Below are 19,329 nucleotides of genomic sequence, written 5' to 3'. Positions count from 1 at the left end.
AAGGAGAAAGTTTTTTTTATCACTAATTATCCGGACATGATATAAAAGACTTTTTCAGCAAACCCTAATTATTGGGACATGAAATCATACCTCAAATCACCAACGCCAAAAATAAATAATTAAATAATATTTCTATCTTATGAGTACTAACCTAAAAGATTTTTTAGAAGCTTGCGAACAACTGGGAACTTTACGCTTAATTGTGACAAGTAGTGCTGCGGTATTGGAAGTTAGGGGCAAAATTCAAAAGTTATTTTATGCTGAACTTCCTAAAGGTAAGTATGCTAATATGCACACTGATATTGTTGAGTTTCATCTAAACATGGATCTGATTAAACAGGTAAAGTTTGAGAGTGGAGAGGCAAAAAGAGGAAATTTTACTACTTATGCAATTCGTTTCTTGGATAGTGAAGATAAAATTGCTTTGAGTGCATTTTTACAGTGGGGAAAACCAGGAGAATATGAACCTGGACAGGTAGAAACTTGGCAAGCTTTGAAAGAAAAATATGGTGAAGTTTGGGAACCTATTCCTGTAGAAAGTTTGTAATATCATGTCCGGTTGAACAGTTATAAATAAAGTACTCAGAATTCAGCAATTCTGCAATTTCCTACGGAATGCTACGCAAACAGAATTCAGGAGGGAAGAAAGAAGAAGAAAGTTTTTTTATCACTAATTATCCGGACATGATTTAATAGTTAAAGAGCTGAATAGTTTATTATAAATTATTTATACTGCTGTGTTAATAGTTATTAATTAGGGTTTGCTGATTAAATCTAAAAGCATTTATATATAAAGACTTTAGTCTTTTTTTTTGTCGAATTGCAGTCCGCTTGTTTCAGTCTAAAACGCTCAAAAAGCTAGTATTTTGGGACTATTATGGCAGAAAAATCACTCTTACAATTCTTACCCCTACCTCTTCGCTCATTCCCATTTCTCCCCTCCTGGGAGGGGTTAGGGGTGGGTTGTCTCCTGTCTGCTATCTCCTACTAAAAGACTTTTTCAGTAAACCCTAATTCTTACAGCAGTTTTGCAGTTGATAGGGTACAGAGTTTTACGAGTTTAGGGAATAGGAAATAGGGAAGAAAGTTTAGTATTAAACTGTACCTCACTATCCTCAAAAGTGCTGTAATTGCTATGGGAAAGGAGGCTAAATTTCGTCGGAATTTTGAGATGCCAATTCAGAAAGAGAATAGTCAGGTTCAGTCAATTGTTTTAAAGAAGTTGATTCAACCTTTTATTCTCAGGCGAGTAAAAACTGACAAGGATATTATTAAGGATTTGCCGGATAAAGTTGAGCATAAACTATAATGAATAATTACTTTTTTATTACTTCTTTTTTTTATCAGTTATTAGCTATTGCTGTTAGTTGCCTATAAAGGCTTTATTGAAACCTCACTCAATTAGCTAGGGTCTTATTGAACCAAAGTTAAATCTTACTACAAAAGTAGAGTATTATTGCTGATATCTGAAAGCTAATAGCTGAATGCTTACTAATATAATTTGCGTAAGTACTGAAAATAAATTATGTTAATTCTGTAATTTCATTTGCTGCTTCCCAGTAGTTATCAAATTCCTGTTTGAAATAATTAAATAGGTCAATATCATTTTTTTTATTCAATAAGATACTAGGAGCTACACTAGACTCAGAACGAAAAGAAGCTAATAAAGCAAATAGTTTACCATCGCTTGATTCTGGATCGGAAATGGAAAAACCAATAGAAGGCAAGTATTGTATTTCTCGTATTTTTAAAAGATATATTTGAGACTCATTTATTTTTTCTTTTAAGCTTGTTAGATTATTAATAGAATTTTCTATATCGCTAAATATTTTATTGGGGTTGTTTGTCTTATGACCTCTAAAAGCCATTGAATTAATTGTTTCTGGATTTCTAGCACACAAAATAATGCGTACTTGACAATTTCTCATGATAGCTTTTTTAATCTCCTCATCAAAAGATTTTAATGTACTTCCAGAGCGAACAAGTATACAAATCTCTTCTTTTGCATTACTGATAGATTCTAAAATATTATTATAAAAAAAAGCTTTATTCCTTTGAGCCAAAATATCATTTTGTTTGATAGTTAAACCTTCCAATAGTTTTGATACTTTTTGAGTATTTTTTCTATCAATTAAAATTCCTAATGCTAAGAAAGTTAGCACTGTGGAAATAGCTGTAAGAACATAATCTTGTGAAACATCAAAGATTCCTATAAATGAACAAATCAATCCTAGAATTAAAGCCAAATACCCATCTATATTTTCGCCTTTTTTTATGTCATCTAAAATGTCTTTTATGATTTTCATTTTTACCAAAAATTATTAATATATAAAATATTTTGTATATTTGCTTGACCTTATCATAGTTTGATTTTATTTTCAATAGACCTTATTATATGCTAGCTGTAGTTTAGGGTGCACTCTAACGTATTCTAAAACTGGAATCTCTGTGTAAGTTATTAAAAAAAGCATCGCTATTTAATACAGAGAAAAATAGCGATCGGCTTCTATACTCTGGAGCAACTTCTCAACTTAATATATAGATATTTTAAACATTAAAATTAGACCATTGACTATTGAAATTTTTCTTCTATTGCGTATAGAGCAATAGTCAATTCATTTGCTGAAGCACCCAGTCAGAGGAGATGAATAGTCAAATTTCTCTTCTATTGCGTATAGAGCAATAGTCAATTCATTTGCTGAAGCACCCAGTCAGAGGAGATGAATAGTCAAATTTCTCTTCTATTGCGTATAGAGCAATAGTCAATTCATTTGCTGAAGCACCCCGGTCAGAGGAGATGAATAGTCAAATTTTTCTTCTATTGCGTATAGAGCAATAGTCAATTCATTTGCTGAAGCACCCAGTCAGAGGAGATGAATAGTCAAATTTCTCTTCTATTGCGTATAGAGCAATAGTCAATTCATTTGCTGAAGCACCAGGCCAGAGGAGATGAATAGTCAAATTTTTCTTCTATTGCGTATAGAGCAATAGTCAATTCATTTGCTGAAGCACCCCGGTCAGAGGAGATGAATAGTCAAATTTTTCTTCTATTGCGTATAGAGCAATAGTCAATTCATTTACTGAAGCACCCAGTCAGAGGAGATGAATAGTCAAATTTTTCTTCTATTGCGTATAGAGCAATAATTAATTCATTTACTGAAGCACCCATTCAGAGGAGATGAATAGTCAAATTTTTCTTCTATTACGTATGCGGAGACGCGGGGACGGGTCGATTTGTGGGGAACAGGCAATGGTTTCGCCATTTTATGTGAATAAATTTTCTTGAATTTCAGCAGAAAATTTCAGTATTTTGAGCCAAATAAGAGCCAATAACTTAGGAGATCAATTGAATATAAAAAGCTCAATTACCTTAACTATCCTGAGTTTTAGCTTTAATGAGTGCAAGCCCTACTTAATTATCTCCAGCACAGCAAAATTCTAGTAGAGAAGCCAATTTTCAATAACACCTTTTTTTGACAATCGTTTAGTTATTGTGTATGATTATCAATAGGCGTACATTTTTGATAAAGTACAGTGGCCCTTTACACACCATCTTCATTTAAAGCAGAACTAAATGACAAAGGTTGGCGAATGACTCCCCAACGGGAGACCATTTTGCACGTTTTTCAAAATCTTCCTAAAGGCAATCATCTGAGTGCCGAGGATCTTTATAATATGCTACAACATCGGGGCGAAAGAATTAGCCTATCTACCATTTACAGAACTTTAAAGTTAATGGCAAGGATGGGAATTCTACGAGAACTAGAACTAGCGGAGGGACATAAACATTATGAGATAAATCAACCTTATCCTCATCATCACCACCATCTTGTCTGCGTACAATGTAATAAAACTGTTGAATTTAAGAATGATTCTATTTTAAAAATTGGTCTGAAGCAGACAGAAAAATCAGGGTTACATCTATTAGATTGTCAATTAACTATTCATACAATTTGTTATGAAGCCCTAAGAATGGGCTGGCCTTCTCTCGTATCTTGTGAATGGTCTTGTCCACGAGCACTTGCAGATGCAGAAAACTCTGAATAAAAAAACTCTAAATAAAAAAATAAACAACCCCACTTAATAGATTAAATGGGGTGATTAACGAAGTCAAAAATCAGAAGTCAGAAGTTACCCTCCCAACCCACCCCTCGCCCCTCCCTCTCCCAGGAGGGGAGAGGAAGTAGGGGATTTGATCCCCCCTCCAAAAACATTTTGCCTTAAAAGGCGGGGTTGCGCGACCCAATTATTTTGATAAAAAAAAGATTTATAAATCTAATAATTAGTTTCCAATATCTTTAGTACTTAAGCCATAACGCATTTGAGCTTTTGCCACTGCTGCTCTTGTTTGTGAGTTGTAAACTCCATTCAATGGACCAAAATAAAATCCCTGTAGTCGAAGCCTCTTTTGTAGTTCTAAAACATTTGCTTTACTACCAATATAAGTAGCTCGGTGATGAGAATCACTCGAAGCGATCGCCATAGGATGTCTTAGAGCTTGTAATGTATTTCTTGTCGCGACTCCACTGGCGCTTGTTCCCACATCTTGCTGAAAACATTTTACAGCAAACTCAGTCCCCGATCCAAAAACACCATCAATTACACCAGGATAATAACCCAATCTTGTCAATAAAATCTGGAGTTGTTTTACAGCCAAACCTCGATCGCCTCTTCTGAGGACACTTGAGTAGGAGTATTGCCTGGTGGTGTAGTTTTGTCTGGAATAAGACACAGGTCCTGGTGGCAGAACTTGACTAGGATTAAATAGAAATGCTTTAGTTGTTGGTCCTACTATACCTGTAGGAGTAATTCTATTTCTCTTTTGAAATTCAATTACTGCTATCTCAGTACTTCGATCAAAATAGTTAGTTATTTGTCCTTGATAATAACCTAAATTTTTTAAACGTTGTTGTAATCTTCCTATCTCTAGACCTGTTTCTCCAGGTCGAAGAAATACTCTCTCCACAGGAACTGGTCTAGTGCCAAACAAAAATTCTCTCGTGGTAATACCTACCTGACCCGTAGGCGTAATTCTGTGAGCATTTTGAAATCTGATAACTGCAGTTCTAGTATTTTGGTCATAAATACTATTGATTGGACTTCTGTAAAACCCTAGTTCTGCTAACCTTCTTTGAATAATTGCTATTTGAGGGCTAACTTGTCCAAAAGATAATACTTTTGTTGAAGAATTTAATAGGGAAGAATTAATTTTGTTAGACCTCTTACCTGCAAATAGTAATGACCAGGTAGTAGGTTCAATTTGACCTGTAGCTGCAATACCCTTGTCTTGCTGGAATTGTCTTACAGCTCTTTCTGTAATAGGACCATAAAAACCAGTTAGATTAGCAGAAAAATAGCCTAACTCTCTAAGTTTTCTTTGAACTGCAGATACTGTTGCGGCTCTATCTCCACGTCTTAGATAGACTGCACTATTAGGAGAAAGAATTGCATCGCTTTCTGGTCTAGAGTTAGAAGAGCCAGAAAAAAAAGAGTTTGTTGCTATTTGTCCTTGGTTTGTTTGACTAACATTAAAATAACTATTTGTTTCAGGACTAGGAATTTCTGGCCCTCTAGCCCAACTAGAATCAATAATAATTAAATTAATAATTACTGCTGATAAAAAGTTTATGTAAGCGAAGCTAGACAGTTTTTCCCAGTTAAGTCCTTCAATAAGTTTGAAGTCTTTGTTTTCTTGATTAGCCAGAAAAACTTCTATATATGCAAGGGATTCCATAAATTTTCCTGGGGGAATTTAACATTTTAATACTAACAAACTAAATTGATTGAGCTTGTTATCTTAAAGAAGTTATACCAATTTTATGTGAGGCTGCACAAAATTATGAAATTTATTATTTGTCTGTCTCAATCTACAGTTAACTCTGATTAAAATATTATTCTATAACAACTTCATATTAATTTGGTATTACAGCAATTCTCAACAGAGTATAATCAGAAAATTATTATGAATATAAATTGATACTTTATATATAAAAGTAATAAAATCTCTAGCTCATCAAGAGAGGGAAGTATTTGAAGTGATAGATTCAAATATTCACACAAATTTCCCCATTAACAGAGAGGCACTTTTCTCTCCTTTTCAATAATGGATAATGGATAATTGATAATTGATAATTACCTCTCCCTAAAAGGAAGAGGATTGAATAAAAGGAAAATTTTTTATCTCTTGGTCGATTGGATATGGCGCAGGTTTCTTCGCCATCCCACCCTACGGGAAGCTGCGCTTTTTCCTACGGAATGCTCCGCCAACATGTCGCGTAGCGTTAACGGAGTTGTGCGCCAGCAAAACGACCGCTTGTTTCTCCTTTAAAGGAGAGGATTTTTACCTTAATTATTCGGTAAAGACTTCTCTATTTTAGTTTATGTTTATTCGTTATTAAACTGCTATTAGTGTATTAAATTATTAGTAGAATAACGTACTGAAAGAACATATATAGGTTAATTTAATTTAAACTTTCCTATCTAATGTTCTATCATTTTGTTGTACTATAAAATGCTTAAACTAAACCTGCCCGGTCAAAAATCAGAGCTACTAAAGCAGCAAAAATAGTTATTCCTAAAGCAGTTAAAGGATTTTGACCTTGACTAACAGCAAAGGAAGTCACTACACCAGCTCCTAGAGCAGCAGTAACGGCAGCAACTAATGGATCGCGGTTTGAACGATTTTTGTACATAATTATTAATCCCAGATAGATTTTTTAAACAATTCATAACTAACAACGTTGTCTCAACCTATCACTGAATTAATAATTAAGATGGAAATTATCCTGGTTTTGCAATTAAGATTAAAATTTCTCTAAATTTCTTAACAAATCAAGACTATTTAGGGTTTGCGCTCAAAAGTCTTTTAGTAGGGGTAGGAGACAGGAGACAGGAGGAACGGGGAATGAGTGAGGAGATAGGAGCTAAGTTTTGTAAGAATGATTTTTCTGCCCAACTATGCGCCTAAAATACTAACTTTTTGAGCATAAAGAGCTGAAAACCAAACACTTTTTTCGACCTAAAAAAGGCTCAAGTATTTATACGTCAATGTTTTTAGATTTAATCAGTAAGCCCTATTTAATGATAAATTTTTTGCAGAAGTTGGGAAAAGGTAACAGAGAAGATAAAAAAATTAAATAATTACCTAGAAATATGTTTTTATACTCAAAATTTATATTTATTAGGTAAATTTTCAATGATATTAAAGAATAGAGAATTTACTCCAATTTTTCAGTATTACCACCTGATACCCACCCTGTACGATTACTCCCATCATCTACTCGAATCCTTTGCCATCTTTTATCTGAACTTTCTTCCAAAACTATAACTTTCTCTTGATAAGAAACACCACCAATACGATTAGCATCTCTGCTAGGAGTATCCCGTAAAATCAAACCAATAGGTTCAACTACAATAGCTCTGTAAGCTCCAGGGTCTAATTGATTAGATAAATTTTTATTTGTAGCTTCTGCAGAAGACGTACTCACTTTTTGGGCAACAGGTTTTTCATTAGTAAATATTGGTTTTTCAGGCATTTTCGTTAGTTTTGCGGCAAAGTAGAGAACTGATGCTGCACTAGCACCAATGAGCAATAGTATTGCTAAAATAAACCCTACTAAAAATTTGAATAAGCTATAAAAATTCATAATTTTAATAACCAATTTCATAAAATATTACTACAGTCACAATACAGGGAATAGGGAATAGGGAACAGAGAAAGAAAAACATAATCAAAAAGGTTTATTTTTTTGATTTTATGAAATATAGATTTTTTTATTGTAGGAATCAATCACAAATTAAGATGTAATACCAAGGCTGAAAAAAGAATGTTAAAAATCAACTGGCTAGTAAATAATTAATAATTAACAATTAGTAATTAATAATTTGCCTAATACCAATTTAATATGAAGCTGCATAGAATAAAAGATAATCATAATTAACTCCAGATAAAAACAGATAAATTCAAAAATTAATAATTCTGTGCAGCCTCACATAAAAATGGTATAACACCTAACAACTAGAAAGTTATTTGTAGGAAACATTTATCAATAACAGGACTTACGCAGAACCGTCATATCCAGTAGGGGCGAATGGCATTCGCCCCCTACAGATATGGCATTCGCCCCCTACAGATATGGCATTCGCCCCCTACAGATATGGCATTCGCCCCCTACAGATATGGCATTCGCCCCCTACAGATATGGCATTCGCCCCCTACAGATATGGCATTCGCCCCCTACAGATAGCGTATTGTCTAATAATTTGCGTAAGTCCTAAATAATTTAGTATCACTATTTTCTTCTTCCCTCTTCCTTCTTTCCTCTTCCTTCTTCTGCTATTCTAAAAATTACCTTTTAAGCCACCATATCTAGAAGCAAGACGTGCTTTACCTGCTGCTGCCCAATCTTGTAAAAATTTAATTTGTTCTTCTGCAGTTCTAGCTAAAGGTATAATTTGACTAGCAGACTCTAAAATATCCTCAGTAGTAAACTCACGATTTTGACTAAATCCAATGTGCATAGCTTCAATGAGAGATTGTTCTATTTCTGCACCAGAAAAATCTGGAGTTTCATAAGCTAGACGATTTATATCATAATTTTTGATATTGTGAGGTCTTAACCGAGATAAATGTACCTCAAAAATAGCTGTTCTTTCTTCTTGGTTAGGCAAACCAACAAAAAATATTTCATCAAACCTGCCTTTTCTTAATATCTCAGGTGGTAAAGATTGAATATTATTAGCAGTAGCTACTACAAATACAGGAGATTTTTTCTCAGCTAACCAAGTAATAAAAGTACCAAAAACACGACTCGTAGTACCAGCATCTCCTTGACTTTTCAACCCTGCAAAACCCTTATCAATTTCATCGATCCAGAGAACACAAGGTGCTAAAGCTTCCGCAATAGAAATCATCTGTCGGGTACGAGACTCCGACTCTCCGACCAACCCTCCAAACAAACGTCCCACGTCCAAACGTAGTAGAGGCAAATGCCAATGATGAGCGATCGCCTTAGCGGTAAGAGATTTGCCAGTACCTTGTATTCCTACCAAAAGTAAACCCCTCGGATGAGGCAAACCATATTGTCTCGCTCGCTCAGAAAATGCTCCTCCACGTCGCAATAACCAATCTTTAAGATTATCTAAACCCCCAATATCAGAAATATTTTCACGAGCAGGATAGAAATCTAATATTTGAGTTTGGCGGATAGTTTGGCGTTTTTCTTCTAAGATTAAATCAACATCATTAAGCTGTAATTCTCCGTGAGTAGCAATTGCTTTAGCCAAAACTCTTCTAATTCTTTCAATAGATAATCCTTGAGCTGCTCGAACAACTTCATCTAATAAACGTTTGTCTAAAGATTGACCCATTGCCACTAATAGACGTTCTACTTCTTGGGCAATTTCTTGACTATTTGGCAGTGGGAATTCTATGATTGTTAAAACTTCAGTTAAATCTTCTGGAACAGATATTTGAGGAGCAAGAATAACTAGATTTTTAGGTTGAGATTTTAATTTTTTTGCCAAATTTCGTAATTTTCTCGAAATAGAAATATCTTCCAAAAATCTTTGAAAATCACGCAAAATAAAGACCGCAGGAGCAGATTCTGGCAATTTTTCCACAAGCTCTAAACCTTGGAGAGGATTTCTTTTTCCCCACCCTGTATCGTTAGGATTATTTTGATATCCTTCGACAAAATCCCATGTATAAACTGCTCTATTACCTTGTTTTTTTGCTGATTCAGTAATTGCAATTTCTACTCGTTCTTCTTCCCTCGTCTGAATATAAATTATTGAGTAGCGCGAGCGGAGTAGTAGTTCAAATTCTTCTTGAAAATTCATCAATCATCATAAATATAAATAGTAATTTAGATAGACTAAATAATAAAAACAATTACTTAACTGCTTCAATATTTAGGCTTATTGGATTTCTATAGTTATCATTAAATATAGTCATTTCACATTAGCCTGCCTGCCATTTTTCAACCTCCTTAAATCCTGTTTTTTTTGAGAAGTAACTCTAAATTTGATTGATTAAATACTGTCATGTGAAAGTTAAACTTATAGTTTTGTCCACCCATTAAAAAAATGATAATCTTATTAATATTATTTCCACTTGCTCTGTATTTATCTATTAACAAATCAAAGTCAGGCACAGAAAGACGCAGAATACCACCTTCCTTCAGGACTCGGAACCATTCATTTAAGACTTGAGAAACCATACGATGGGAAAAATGTTCTAGACAATGAGAACCATAAATCAAGTCTACACTGTTATCTTTAAGAGGAGCTAAATTATCTATTGGGCTTATGTAGTGAATATGAGGTGCTAGTAATCCATCAATATTAATAAATTGTCACGTTCTCCTACATCAAATCAAAGATTATGATGTAGGCTTCCCCACCTCACGGACGCGGGCTTTCTGTTTTGCTGGCGCAACGCTGCGCGTTACATGTCGCGGAGCGAAACACAGGGAGTGCAACCACGCGAGCCCTCCGCAGACAGAGACGATAGGACCAACCGCCTTTTTGTACTGAACAATTCTGTACTCATCCAGGACCCTCAAGAGTTTTACCTTTTCACGGGCTGACTAGAACTTCTGAATTGAACCCCATACTCTATGTTGTTTTCTATGTAATGTTATCAGGTGCGTATTACCGCCACTCCTGATATAATCACCATAACACAAATATGCATACAATGACAAGAAATAAACGGATAGTAATTCGAGTAAATCAAGTAAATTATGAAAAAATTAATTGATACGCTAAAAGGAAAGACTTATCTGTTGCCCAAATCATTCGAGACTACATCAAGGGTTTACCGAAAAATCCCGCTCAAGCGGACGCTACGCGGTTTATTTGTTGGTCGGCAATTCCCCTCCCGTTAACATTCGTATAACGGGAGACCCCTTGCCGACATCAAAGTTGGATGATTAATAGAACCACATCCAACATGAAGGTTGATAGCTCCATTATCTAATTTTGGCAATGCAGGCCGTCCTAAAATTTGTCTTGTTAGCTTACCATAAATAATTTTCACTTCCTTTTTTAAAGGGCTATATTTTTTCCGAAATGAAGCAGGTAAAAAATCAATTAAATTTTCGATCAATCTATTATTCATAATCTTTTATTTGGTAAAAAGTTTTTTTGTTAATACTTAATAACCAACTTTAATCGCTCACTCTCAACTATTATTTAGTTGTTTTTTAATAGACTCTAAAGCCGCCCATCGTCGGTCTAGAATTGATGAGGAGCCATTTATATCAGATAATTTAATTCCCTGGCAATTTTTATCGCATAACTTTCTTGGAGGAACTGCCAAACACAACTGTTCATATACCCATTCTCTAGGGTTAAAATATCCATCTGGAGGTAAAGTTTCTACCAAATCTTCCACAGAATTTTCTACTTCTATGTGAAATAAATCTTTTTGCTCTTGAATTTCTTTAAACCAAATTAATTCTTTTGGAGCGATCGCCAATTTGTAGTTGTACTGTTTTAAACATCTATCACAAGTGAGAGTAATAATTGTTTCTAATTCTCCTTTAACTTCCAGATAATTGCCATGATTAGTTACTTGTAAATAGCCCCTAACTGGAGTCAGTGTTTCCAAGTCTGATATAAATTCCTCAAACTTAATAGCCTCAGTCTGGTCAGTTTTTTTTAGTAGACTGGGAATATGTATTACTTCCATCTTCTTTTACCTCACTTATTCCATACCAGCGATTCAGAATTCTATACTCAGAATTCTGAATTTGCTTTACCTAACTAATGATTTTAATCTCTATAATTCATTCTTTTCTCCAAATATTTTCTATATATTTTCTATTGGTCATTAACTTCTAATTTTTACTACTAAACGGCGGTCTGGTTCCTGTCCATGACTGTAAGTTTCTAAATCTTCACAGTCTTGAAGCATAGTATGTATTTGACGACGTTCGGCAGAAGATAGAGATGTTAACTCATGCTCTTCACCAGTCAAACGTACTTTTTTGGCTGCATACTCTGCTATTAATAGGAGTTCTTCTTGACGACGAGCTCGATAACCAGCTATTTCCACAGTGTAGGACAAATGTTGTTCTGAATCATTACCTATATTCAGAATTGTATTAACAAGGTACTGAATTGCATCAATTGCTTTGCCATCGAATCCTACTAGAATAGAAATTTGTTCTTGTGTCAGATTAGTCTCATCTATGATTAACCAATAGCCGTCTTCTTGTTGTTGACCTATGACTTTTGCTGGAATTTCTGCTAAAATCAGCAGTTTCTCTAGCCATTGCTTTCCTTGGTCTAGTCCTTGCTCTATATAATAACTATCGTTCATTACTAGCATTAAGCTTTCTTCTTAGAACGTCCTGGTTCAAAGGGTAGTGCTTCTCTTCCCTTTCCTGTTTTTGTTGTTTTTGGTTGTGACTCTTCTACTAATTTCTGTAGGTTTTCAGGTAATGGTTCTTTAGATAGAATAAAAGCCTGAACCGTTTGAAATATGTTAGCGATAAGCATATAAAGTAACACACCTGCCGGTAAAGGAGTAAACAGAAATATTCCTGAAAACAAAAAGGGAGTGATTTTGTTGATTGAGTCTTGATTAGGATTAGCATTGTTAGCCCCAGGTCCTTTTCCTGATATAGTCTGACTAGCATAGATACTAACTCCAAAACCAATCACCATAATTAATATATCCCAATGAATCGCCCCATTTTCATCAAAGGCACCGACACGACCTAGAGCTTTAATAAATAGAAATCCTTTATTTGCTGCAATTCCTGGGATAGTACCTTGAATTGTAGCTTCACCTGATTGTAAAGCTACCAAGTTACCATCTTGATCGATTTGAACTCTTTCTGAACCTTTAGTTATAGTCCATGTAGGTTTAACTTCGGTTTGATTATATTCCTGTTTGAGAGTTTCTAGAGATTTACCCTCTACTGTTTGAAATTCGACCTGAGCTTTATCTCCAACAACTAACTTATTACCACTAGGCATCAAGGCAAAAATAGGAAAGTGGACACCATCATTAACATATATATTTTGAGGTGAAGTTATATAAGCTTGTGGTTGAATTCGCTCTAGTTGTTCTTGAGGAAATATTTGTATATCTACAGTGTAATTAATATTAGTAAAGGGCGATCCACGCAGAGTTGCAAACAAGGCAAACAGTATAGGCATTTGAAATAGCAGTGGCAAACATCCTGCCAATGGATTAAACTCTTTCATCAGTTTACCCATTTCTTCCTGCTGTTTTTGTGGATCGTCTTTATAGCGTTTTTGAATCTCCTCTTGTCGCTTTTTCATCAAAGGTTGCGTAACTTTCATCTTACGCATATTTCTAATTGACCCCGCATTTAAGGGGTAGAGACTTGCGCGAATTACAAGAGTTAAAGCTACGATCGCTAGACCATAACTTGGTACGATCCCGTAGAAAAAATCTAGGATCGGCAGCATTATATTGTTGGAAAGAAACCCTATACCAAAATCCATTATTTTATGTCAACCTTGGGGCTGGTGATATTTCTAATTTCGACTATTTTTAATTTTTGATTACTATATAATAAAGGTATCTAGTTCAATACATATAAATTAGTCATTTATAAGAAAATTTACTAGGTCGATATTATAGTAGTAGCTAATTGAAAGACACATAACGAATGAAAAATAATAGTTAAATAACTATCAATTACTAGAACTATTAGTTTTTTGGGCTTTTGCAGCCATTTTTTCAGTTATGTAAGATTCAATTTCTCTAAATCTTGGTATTGCCCTGAGTTCTAAACGAGTACCATTTCTGAGAGTAACTACCAAGTCCCCCCAAGCTCCTAATCCTCTGGGGACTTTTGCTATATTGACAATTTCTGAGTAAACAATATCTGTTCGATCTTGTCCCATCCAGCCTCCGATCACGGAAACTCGACGATTAGTAATCCTATACCGTAACCATAAAGCTCTAACAATAGCAGCAACAGTTAGAGGTAGGCCAATAATTGTTAAACCAATTAATAAGTTAAGAATTAAATCTCCTATGTGGGGACCACCTTCATAAAAGGCTTCCTCTCGAATACCCATCCAACACCTCCAGTTGTGTCAATAACTCTTCTAATTGTTGCAGAAATTGAGAATAATTGCACTGTTGAGCTGTTGGTTTAACTACAATCACAATATCCCATCCTTTGGATATAAATGGCAACATTTGACGTAAACCTGCTCTAATTTGGCGTTTAATTCGATTTCTGACTACTGCTCCTTTGCTCACTTTTTTACTAATAGTAATGCCTATCCGAGTAGGTCGCAGAGGTTCTAAGTTATCTACACTTTGAGGTAACTTAGGCTCTTGCTGATGACGCAGAGCCTTTAATGTCAGATAAGAACTATTCTTGCGAATTCCTTTCTGATATACAACACCAAAATCTTTATAATGACGCAGCCTGTTTTCGATAGGCAACATATTGAGATTATTTAAAACTTGTCTATAATCATCAGAACTATTTCTAATTTTCTTTTTCTAATAGACTGCTAGACGCTCCCGCCCTTTTTGCCGACGTGCTTTAATTACTGCTCGGCCATTTCTAGTACGCATTCTTGTTCTAAAGCCAGATACTCTTCTTCTTTTTCTACTTGTACCATGTAAAGTCCTTTGAGTCATTTTTTCTACTCCTTAGCCACTAATCTAATCACAATTTAAAGTCACAATCCCTAATCGTAGCACATATATCATATAAAGTAAAACAGGGCAAATCTATTGTCAATTTCTCAATCAAATATCCTATTCTATGGTCAAAAGCCATGTGCCAATATAACGCAGTAAAGGCACATCACCAGGAGTCCTAATATTGGCATTAAAGTGGTACATTCCACCAAATCTTGGATTTCTGACATTACTGAAAACTACCTCAATTTTATTACCCGCAGGAATAGGTTCAGCAGGGTAAATTTCGACAAAATTATTTTCTTTGTCCCATACTATTTCATCAATAGGTATTGATTCTGGTTTTTTTGAGCTTCCTCCCCCAACACGAATTTCTATTTTGTCTGTATCAAATGAACCTTTGTAGTAATTGGGATAAAAAATTGATAACTGGGCAACTGCTAAATTTAATTTGTTTGCTGGTATCCGCAGTCGATAACGATCCCAAGTCCCGGACCTACCAGAATCTAAACGGAAGTTTAACTGATTTTTTTGTTGTGGGCCACCAAATAGTGTAAATCCTGGCATCCCTTGAGCCAAGCTAGCAATTGGGATACCTGTTAATAAGCAACTACTAACTAGCAAAGTAGAAAGTATACGTTTCATAAAATTTCCTCTAACTTGAAAATATCTTAACTAAAACTTTATCAATATTTTATAAGTACAGCACAGGATTTTTACAATAAACATCTGAGGCAGTAGGCAGTAGGCAGTAGGGAGTAGGGAGTAGGGAGTAGGGGGGAAAGAATTGATGATTTATGTGCTAAAATTGATTTTATTTTTGATTTTTACTAGATGTCTAAAAGAGGGAACAGGGAAAAGGGAGGAACAATTGAGAATTTATAGATAATAATTGATTTTATTTTTGATTTTTACCAGATGTCTATTAGAAATTTCCACCAAAGGAAGGAGTAGGGAGTAAGGAATAGTATCTCTATTCAAGCTGACAAAAAAATATTGACTTTGAGAGCGGTCTCCACAATTTTAATATCCTCTTTAGCAATTTTTTTGAATTTGTTACAGCTTCAATAATAACCAATATTTAGTATTAAAAATTACATAACTTCTTGATGGCCACCTTGAATTCATAAGACAAGTTTAAAGATAGCAACAAGCAACTAAATATCAGCCTAATCTAATAATAATTAGATAACAGCTAAAAAGAACAATAAAATTGCTAGCTAACTCAGGCCAATTATTTTAGGTACGGTTCCTAGTTAAGAAAATCAAACTTTAGCTAAACCATCGAGAAACCTGCGCGCGAAATTTTCAATTTGGTGTGAGATGAATCGGCGGTAAGCGTAAAATCTGATTGCGGAGCTAGGCGCTTAGTTTTTCGCTCTGCAAAAAGGGCGGCGGGGCATCCCGTCCTTAAAGCTTGTGGAGTCCGATGCAATAGCAGGACTGCGAAGCGAGAAGCCCACACTATACCGAATGGTTAGTGTTGGAATATGTCACTAGACAAGGAGAATTTATGAGAATAGCAGTAGCTAAGGAAACTCTGGTTGATGAATCCCGTGTGGCTTTAGTTCCCGATGTGATAGCACGATTAGTCAAACAGGGATTAGAAATCCAGGTAGAAGCAAGTGCGGGAGAAAAGTCTTTCTTCTTTGATGGAGCTTACGAACAAGCTGGAGCAAAAATAATTTCTGATAGTGACGCCCTGTGGCGTGAAACTGAGGTACTTCTAAAAATTGGGGTATTACAGGAATCAGAAATTGATAAATTACGAGAGGGTACTGTTTTAATTAGTTTCCTCGATCCTTTAGGCAACCCTGCTATCGTGCAGCGTTTAGCGGAACGGAAAATAACTGCATTCAGTATGGAGTTGATTCCTCGTACCAGTAGAGCGCAAGTTATGGATGCTTTATCTTCCCAAGCTAATATTGGTGGATATAAAGCAGTTTTGCTGGCCTCTGCTGCTTTACCCAAGTTTTTCCCAATGTTAACTACTGCAGCAGGTACTATTAAACCTGCCAAAGCATTAATAATGGGTGCAGGGGTTGCAGGTTTACAGGCGATCGCTACTGCTCGTCGTCTAGGTGCGGTAGTAGAAGCATTTGATATTCGTCCAGAAGTTAAAGAGCAAGTACAAAGTTTGGGAGCAAAGTTTGTAGATGTAACTCTCCAGGAAGATACTGTTGCTGAGGGTGGTTATGCTAAAGAACTTTCTGAGCAAGCTAAACAACACACTCGCGAAGTTCTCACCCAGCACGTTGCTGCTTCAGATATTGTAATTACTACTGCTCAAGTTCCTGGTAAAAAAGCACCATTGCTAGTAACTAAAGAAATGGTAGACCAAATGAAACCAGGTGCAGTCATAGTTGATATGGCAGCATCACAGGGTGGAAACTGTGAATGTACTGAAGCAGGCAAAGATGTACAGTGGAATGGTGTGACTATTATTGGTCCGGTCAATTTGCCAGCAACTATGCCAGTTCATGCTAGTGAATTGTATGCCAAAAATATTTCTGCTTTGCTCAAGTTGATGATTAAGGATGGAGAGCTAAATCTTGATTTTGAGGATGATATCATTGCTGGTGCTTGTGTTGCCCATGGTGGTGAAATTCGCAATCAAAGAGTCAAAAATGCTTTAGGTGTTGCTGTTGGTAGTTAGTTAAGCAGTCAGCACTCAGCGTTCAGCACTCAGGAAGAACATTTTTTCTTGTTGAGAAGGAATTTAAAACCTTGCTAATGCCCCATAAAAGTCAACCATTAACAGTAAAAGGACTATGAGTGAAACATTAATTGCAGCTTTATTTGTATTCGTCTTGGCATCATTTGCCGGATTTGAAGTAATTAATAAAGTGCCACCAACTCTGCATACACCCCTGATGTCTGGAGCTAATGCTATTTCAGGGATTGCAGTTTTGGGCGCACTAATTATCGCTGGTGACAAAGATTGGAATGTCACTGTAATTTTAGGTTTAATTGCTGTCGTTTTTGCCACCATTAACGTAGTTGGTGGATTTTTGGTTACAGACCGGATGTTGCAAATGTTCAAGAAAAAGGAGGCTGCATAATGAGCGATTTTATACCAACCGGAATCCAATTAAGCTACTTGGTAGCGGTATCCTTGTTTTTCGTGGGGCTGAAAAAGTTGGGTTCTCCCGCTACAGCTCGTAATGGTAATTTGTTGGCATCAGTGGGAATGTTGATTGCTATTGTAGCAACCCTGCTAGAAAAGGAAGTAATCAACTATGAGATGATTTTGGTAGCAATTGTTGTCGGTTCTATTATTGGAGCGATCGGTGCTTACAAGGTAGAAATGACTGATATGCCTCAAATGGTTGGTTTATTCAACGGTTTGGGTGGTGCTGCTTCTGCTATGGTGGCAGTAGGTGAGTTTTGGCGGTATTTGGCTGTTGCTCAGTCTCCTCCATTGCCTACTACTATTACAGCTTTATTGGGCGTATTAATTGGTGGTGTAACTTTTACAGGTTCTGTAATTGCTTTTGCTAAACTACAGGGTATTATGAGTGGTTCTCCAATCACTTTCCCATTGCAACAACCTGTTAATGCTCTCCTATTTGGTGGGTTTATTGTTGGTAGCGTTTATCTATGTGTCACGCCATTCAACTTACCCGTGTTTTTAGCATTGGTAGGTGTATCCCTAATATTAGGTGTAATGTTTGTTATCCCTATTGGTGGGGGTGATATGCCAGTTGTGATTTCTTTGTTGAACTCATTTTCTGGACTAGCGGCTAGTGCTGCTGGTTTTGTGGTGATGAACAATATGTTGATCATTGCTGGTGCATTGGTTGGTGCTTCTGGTATTATCCTCACAGTAATTATGTGTAAGGGTATGAACCGTTCTTTGACTAATGTACTGTTTGCTGCATTTGGTACTGGTGAAGGTGGCGGTCCTGCTGCTGCTGGTGGCACGACTGATAAGTCTGTCCGCAGCATTGACCCTGAAGAGGGTGCAATGATGTTGGGTTATGCGCGTTCTGTGGTAATTGTACCTGGTTATGGTATGGCTGTTGCTCAAGCACAACACTCAGTCCGTGAGTTGACAGACCAGTTGGAAGGATTGGGTGTTGAGGTTAAGTATGCTATTCACCCAGTTGCAGGACGGATGCCTGGACACATGAATGTATTGTTGGCAGAAGCTAATGTGCCTTATCCCCAATTGTATGATATGGATGACATTAATCCTCAGTTTGACCAGGCAGATGTAGCTTTGGTAATTGGAGCCAATGATGTTGTCAACCCAGCGGCGCGTGCGGATCAGAATAGTCCAATTTATGGGATGCCTATTCTTGATGTTGATAAGGCAAAGCATACTATTGTGATTAAGCGTGGTCTCAGCACTGGTTTTGCTGGTGTGGACAATGATTTGTTCTACAAGGATAAAACTATGATGCTGTTTGGTAGTGCTAAGGATATGGTTGCTAAGTTGGTTTCTGAGGTTAAGCAACTTTAACATTGGATCTAGCTGTGGTAAGCGTATAATATTTGTCTCAAAGCTCTTACCTCTAACCCTTTGATACTGAGCATTGTTCATTGAGCAATGCTCGTTTTAAGTTTTCCAGAGCAAGTTATTTTTCATTATTTTGTTTGTTTTTGCCATTCCCTATAGAAGCTACACGAATTTATACCAATTCACTTAAAAAATCTCACAAATAGTTGGTAACTGATGA

At 36.0% G+C, this 19,329-nt stretch carries 21 protein-coding genes; 7 read left to right on the top strand and 14 right to left on the bottom strand.

What is annotated here, in order from left to right; all coding sequences use genetic code 11:
• Positions 1-139: 139 nt before the first annotated feature.
• Both F6K15_RS20725 and F6K15_RS20720 read left to right on the top strand, forming a co-directional pair.
• Positions 140-547, top strand: a complete 408-nt coding sequence (locus F6K15_RS20725; protein WP_293063778.1) for a ChuX/HutX family heme-like substrate-binding protein — start codon at positions 140-142, stop codon at positions 545-547.
• Between the two features lie 588 nt (positions 548-1,135).
• Positions 1,136-1,309 (top strand): SNF2-related protein, encoded by a 174-nt coding sequence (locus tag F6K15_RS20720; protein WP_293063777.1) that lies wholly within the window; start codon positions 1,136-1,138, stop codon positions 1,307-1,309.
• A gap of 214 nt (positions 1,310-1,523) precedes the next feature.
• Here F6K15_RS20720 and F6K15_RS20715 read toward each other — a convergent pair whose 3' ends face one another.
• Positions 1,524-2,306, bottom strand: a complete 783-nt coding sequence (locus F6K15_RS20715) for a TrmB family transcriptional regulator sugar-binding domain-containing protein (protein WP_293063776.1) — start codon at positions 2,304-2,306, stop codon at positions 1,524-1,526.
• Between the two features lie 1,228 nt (positions 2,307-3,534).
• Between F6K15_RS20715 and F6K15_RS20710 the strand changes: the two genes are divergently transcribed.
• Positions 3,535-4,047, top strand: a complete 513-nt coding sequence (locus F6K15_RS20710) for a transcriptional repressor (RefSeq protein ID WP_293063774.1) — start codon at positions 3,535-3,537, stop codon at positions 4,045-4,047.
• A gap of 235 nt (positions 4,048-4,282) precedes the next feature.
• Here the strand turns inward: F6K15_RS20710 and F6K15_RS20705 are convergent, their stop codons facing one another.
• The 3 genes from F6K15_RS20705 to F6K15_RS20695 form a co-directional block, all read right to left on the bottom strand.
• The gene (locus F6K15_RS20705) at positions 4,283-5,734 is read right to left on the bottom strand and encodes a peptidoglycan-binding protein (protein WP_293063772.1); all 1,452 of its coding nucleotides are present in this window, start codon (positions 5,732-5,734) and stop codon (positions 4,283-4,285) included.
• A gap of 781 nt (positions 5,735-6,515) precedes the next feature.
• Positions 6,516-6,692 (bottom strand): hypothetical protein, encoded by a 177-nt coding sequence (locus F6K15_RS20700; RefSeq protein WP_192901198.1) that lies wholly within the window; start codon positions 6,690-6,692, stop codon positions 6,516-6,518.
• A gap of 525 nt (positions 6,693-7,217) precedes the next feature.
• Positions 7,218-7,646: an SH3 domain-containing protein gene (locus F6K15_RS20695; protein ID WP_293063771.1), complete on the bottom strand. Its 429-nt coding sequence runs from the start codon at positions 7,644-7,646 to the stop codon at positions 7,218-7,220.
• A 444-nt stretch (positions 7,647-8,090) separates the two neighbouring features.
• On the opposite strand from F6K15_RS20695, the gene F6K15_RS20690 reads away from it, so the two are divergent.
• Positions 8,091-8,246, top strand: coding sequence for a hypothetical protein (locus F6K15_RS20690; protein ID WP_293063770.1), 156 nt, complete (start codon positions 8,091-8,093; stop codon positions 8,244-8,246).
• Positions 8,247-8,340: 94 nt separating this feature from the next.
• Here the strand turns inward: F6K15_RS20690 and F6K15_RS20685 are convergent, their stop codons facing one another.
• From F6K15_RS20685 to F6K15_RS20640, 10 genes are all read right to left on the bottom strand, one after another.
• Positions 8,341-9,840 (bottom strand): AAA family ATPase, encoded by a 1,500-nt coding sequence (locus F6K15_RS20685; protein WP_293063769.1) that lies wholly within the window; start codon positions 9,838-9,840, stop codon positions 8,341-8,343.
• Positions 9,841-9,989: 149 nt separating this feature from the next.
• A complete protein-coding gene (locus F6K15_RS20680) occupies positions 9,990-10,301 on the bottom strand; it encodes a methyltransferase domain-containing protein (RefSeq protein WP_363268389.1) in 312 nt (103 codons plus the stop codon).
• A gap of 584 nt (positions 10,302-10,885) precedes the next feature.
• A complete protein-coding gene (locus F6K15_RS20675) occupies positions 10,886-11,122 on the bottom strand; it encodes a hypothetical protein (protein ID WP_293063767.1) in 237 nt (78 codons plus the stop codon).
• Positions 11,123-11,185: 63 nt separating this feature from the next.
• Positions 11,186-11,695: a DUF177 domain-containing protein gene (locus F6K15_RS20670; protein ID WP_293063766.1), complete on the bottom strand. Its 510-nt coding sequence runs from the start codon at positions 11,693-11,695 to the stop codon at positions 11,186-11,188.
• A 141-nt stretch (positions 11,696-11,836) separates the two neighbouring features.
• The gene (locus F6K15_RS20665) at positions 11,837-12,337 is read right to left on the bottom strand and encodes a R3H domain-containing nucleic acid-binding protein (protein WP_293063765.1); all 501 of its coding nucleotides are present in this window, start codon (positions 12,335-12,337) and stop codon (positions 11,837-11,839) included.
• Complete coding sequence (gene yidC, locus F6K15_RS20660; RefSeq protein ID WP_293063764.1) at positions 12,337-13,485, bottom strand: membrane protein insertase YidC; 1,149 nt, start codon at positions 13,483-13,485, stop codon at positions 12,337-12,339. The genes F6K15_RS20665 and yidC overlap by 1 nt, the downstream gene beginning before the upstream one ends.
• A 192-nt stretch (positions 13,486-13,677) precedes the next feature.
• Positions 13,678-14,067: a PH domain-containing protein gene (locus tag F6K15_RS20655; protein ID WP_293063762.1), complete on the bottom strand. Its 390-nt coding sequence runs from the start codon at positions 14,065-14,067 to the stop codon at positions 13,678-13,680.
• Positions 14,039-14,446 (bottom strand): ribonuclease P protein component, encoded by a 408-nt coding sequence (gene rnpA / locus F6K15_RS20650; protein ID WP_293063760.1) that lies wholly within the window; start codon positions 14,444-14,446, stop codon positions 14,039-14,041. Before rnpA ends, F6K15_RS20655 begins: the two co-directional genes overlap by 29 nt.
• A gap of 57 nt (positions 14,447-14,503) precedes the next feature.
• On the bottom strand, positions 14,504-14,644 hold the full coding sequence (gene rpmH, locus F6K15_RS20645) for a 50S ribosomal protein L34 (RefSeq protein ID WP_124147110.1): 141 nt from the start codon (positions 14,642-14,644) through the stop codon (positions 14,504-14,506).
• A gap of 120 nt (positions 14,645-14,764) precedes the next feature.
• Positions 14,765-15,292 (bottom strand): DUF2808 domain-containing protein, encoded by a 528-nt coding sequence (locus F6K15_RS20640; RefSeq protein WP_293063756.1) that lies wholly within the window; start codon positions 15,290-15,292, stop codon positions 14,765-14,767.
• A gap of 868 nt (positions 15,293-16,160) precedes the next feature.
• Between F6K15_RS20640 and F6K15_RS20635 the strand changes: the two genes are divergently transcribed.
• The 3 genes from F6K15_RS20635 to F6K15_RS20625 all read left to right on the top strand — a co-directional run bounded on the left by F6K15_RS20635 (position 16,161) and on the right by F6K15_RS20625 (position 19,112).
• Positions 16,161-17,303 carry a Re/Si-specific NAD(P)(+) transhydrogenase subunit alpha gene (locus F6K15_RS20635; RefSeq protein ID WP_293063755.1) on the top strand — a complete coding sequence of 381 codons (1,143 nt, stop codon included), beginning with the start codon at positions 16,161-16,163 and terminating at the stop codon, positions 17,301-17,303.
• Positions 17,304-17,418: 115 nt separating this feature from the next.
• Entirely contained in the window at positions 17,419-17,709 is a 291-nt protein-coding gene (locus tag F6K15_RS20630; RefSeq protein WP_094678584.1) for an NAD(P) transhydrogenase subunit alpha, read from the top strand.
• On the top strand, positions 17,709-19,112 hold the full coding sequence (locus F6K15_RS20625) for an NAD(P)(+) transhydrogenase (Re/Si-specific) subunit beta (protein WP_293063751.1): 1,404 nt from the start codon (positions 17,709-17,711) through the stop codon (positions 19,110-19,112). The genes F6K15_RS20630 and F6K15_RS20625 overlap by 1 nt, the downstream gene beginning before the upstream one ends.
• The last annotated feature ends 217 nt before the right edge of the window (positions 19,113-19,329 follow it).

The organism is Okeania sp. SIO2B3, assembly GCF_010672525.1.
GTDB lineage: Bacteria > Cyanobacteriota > Cyanobacteriia > Cyanobacteriales > Microcoleaceae > Okeania.
The sequence above is the reverse complement of the archived record's forward strand: the minus strand, read 5'-3'. Positions and strand labels throughout refer to the sequence as shown.

Excerpts from the sequence above, each read along its gene's own strand:
- F6K15_RS20675 (WP_293063767.1), bottom strand. The coding sequence starts at position 11,122 with ATGAATAATAGATTGATCGAAAATTTAATTGATTTTTTACCTGCTTCA.
- F6K15_RS20635 (WP_293063755.1), top strand. The coding sequence starts at position 16,161 with ATGAGAATAGCAGTAGCTAAGGAAACTCTGGTTGATGAATCCCGTGTG.
- F6K15_RS20685 (WP_293063769.1), bottom strand. The coding sequence starts at position 9,840 with ATGAATTTTCAAGAAGAATTTGAACTACTACTCCGCTCGCGCTACTCA.
- F6K15_RS20670 (WP_293063766.1), bottom strand. The coding sequence starts at position 11,695 with ATGGAAGTAATACATATTCCCAGTCTACTAAAAAAAACTGACCAGACT.
- F6K15_RS20625 (WP_293063751.1), top strand. The coding sequence starts at position 17,709 with ATGAGCGATTTTATACCAACCGGAATCCAATTAAGCTACTTGGTAGCG.
- F6K15_RS20700 (WP_192901198.1), bottom strand. The coding sequence starts at position 6,692 with ATGTACAAAAATCGTTCAAACCGCGATCCATTAGTTGCTGCCGTTACT.
- F6K15_RS20720 (WP_293063777.1), top strand. The coding sequence starts at position 1,136 with ATGGGAAAGGAGGCTAAATTTCGTCGGAATTTTGAGATGCCAATTCAG.
- F6K15_RS20665 (WP_293063765.1), bottom strand. The coding sequence starts at position 12,337 with ATGCTAGTAATGAACGATAGTTATTATATAGAGCAAGGACTAGACCAA.
- F6K15_RS20695 (WP_293063771.1), bottom strand. The coding sequence starts at position 7,646 with ATGAATTTTTATAGCTTATTCAAATTTTTAGTAGGGTTTATTTTAGCA.
- F6K15_RS20690 (WP_293063770.1), top strand. The coding sequence starts at position 8,091 with ATGGCATTCGCCCCCTACAGATATGGCATTCGCCCCCTACAGATATGG.
- F6K15_RS20725 (WP_293063778.1), top strand. The coding sequence starts at position 140 with ATGAGTACTAACCTAAAAGATTTTTTAGAAGCTTGCGAACAACTGGGA.
- F6K15_RS20715 (WP_293063776.1), bottom strand. The coding sequence starts at position 2,306 with ATGAAAATCATAAAAGACATTTTAGATGACATAAAAAAAGGCGAAAAT.
- rnpA (WP_293063760.1), bottom strand. The coding sequence starts at position 14,446 with ATGTTGCCTATCGAAAACAGGCTGCGTCATTATAAAGATTTTGGTGTT.
- rpmH (WP_124147110.1), bottom strand. The coding sequence starts at position 14,644 with ATGACTCAAAGGACTTTACATGGTACAAGTAGAAAAAGAAGAAGAGTA.
- F6K15_RS20705 (WP_293063772.1), bottom strand. The coding sequence starts at position 5,734 with ATGGAATCCCTTGCATATATAGAAGTTTTTCTGGCTAATCAAGAAAAC.
- F6K15_RS20655 (WP_293063762.1), bottom strand. The coding sequence starts at position 14,067 with ATGGGTATTCGAGAGGAAGCCTTTTATGAAGGTGGTCCCCACATAGGA.
- F6K15_RS20640 (WP_293063756.1), bottom strand. The coding sequence starts at position 15,292 with ATGAAACGTATACTTTCTACTTTGCTAGTTAGTAGTTGCTTATTAACA.
- F6K15_RS20630 (WP_094678584.1), top strand. The coding sequence starts at position 17,419 with ATGAGTGAAACATTAATTGCAGCTTTATTTGTATTCGTCTTGGCATCA.
- yidC (WP_293063764.1), bottom strand. The coding sequence starts at position 13,485 with ATGGATTTTGGTATAGGGTTTCTTTCCAACAATATAATGCTGCCGATC.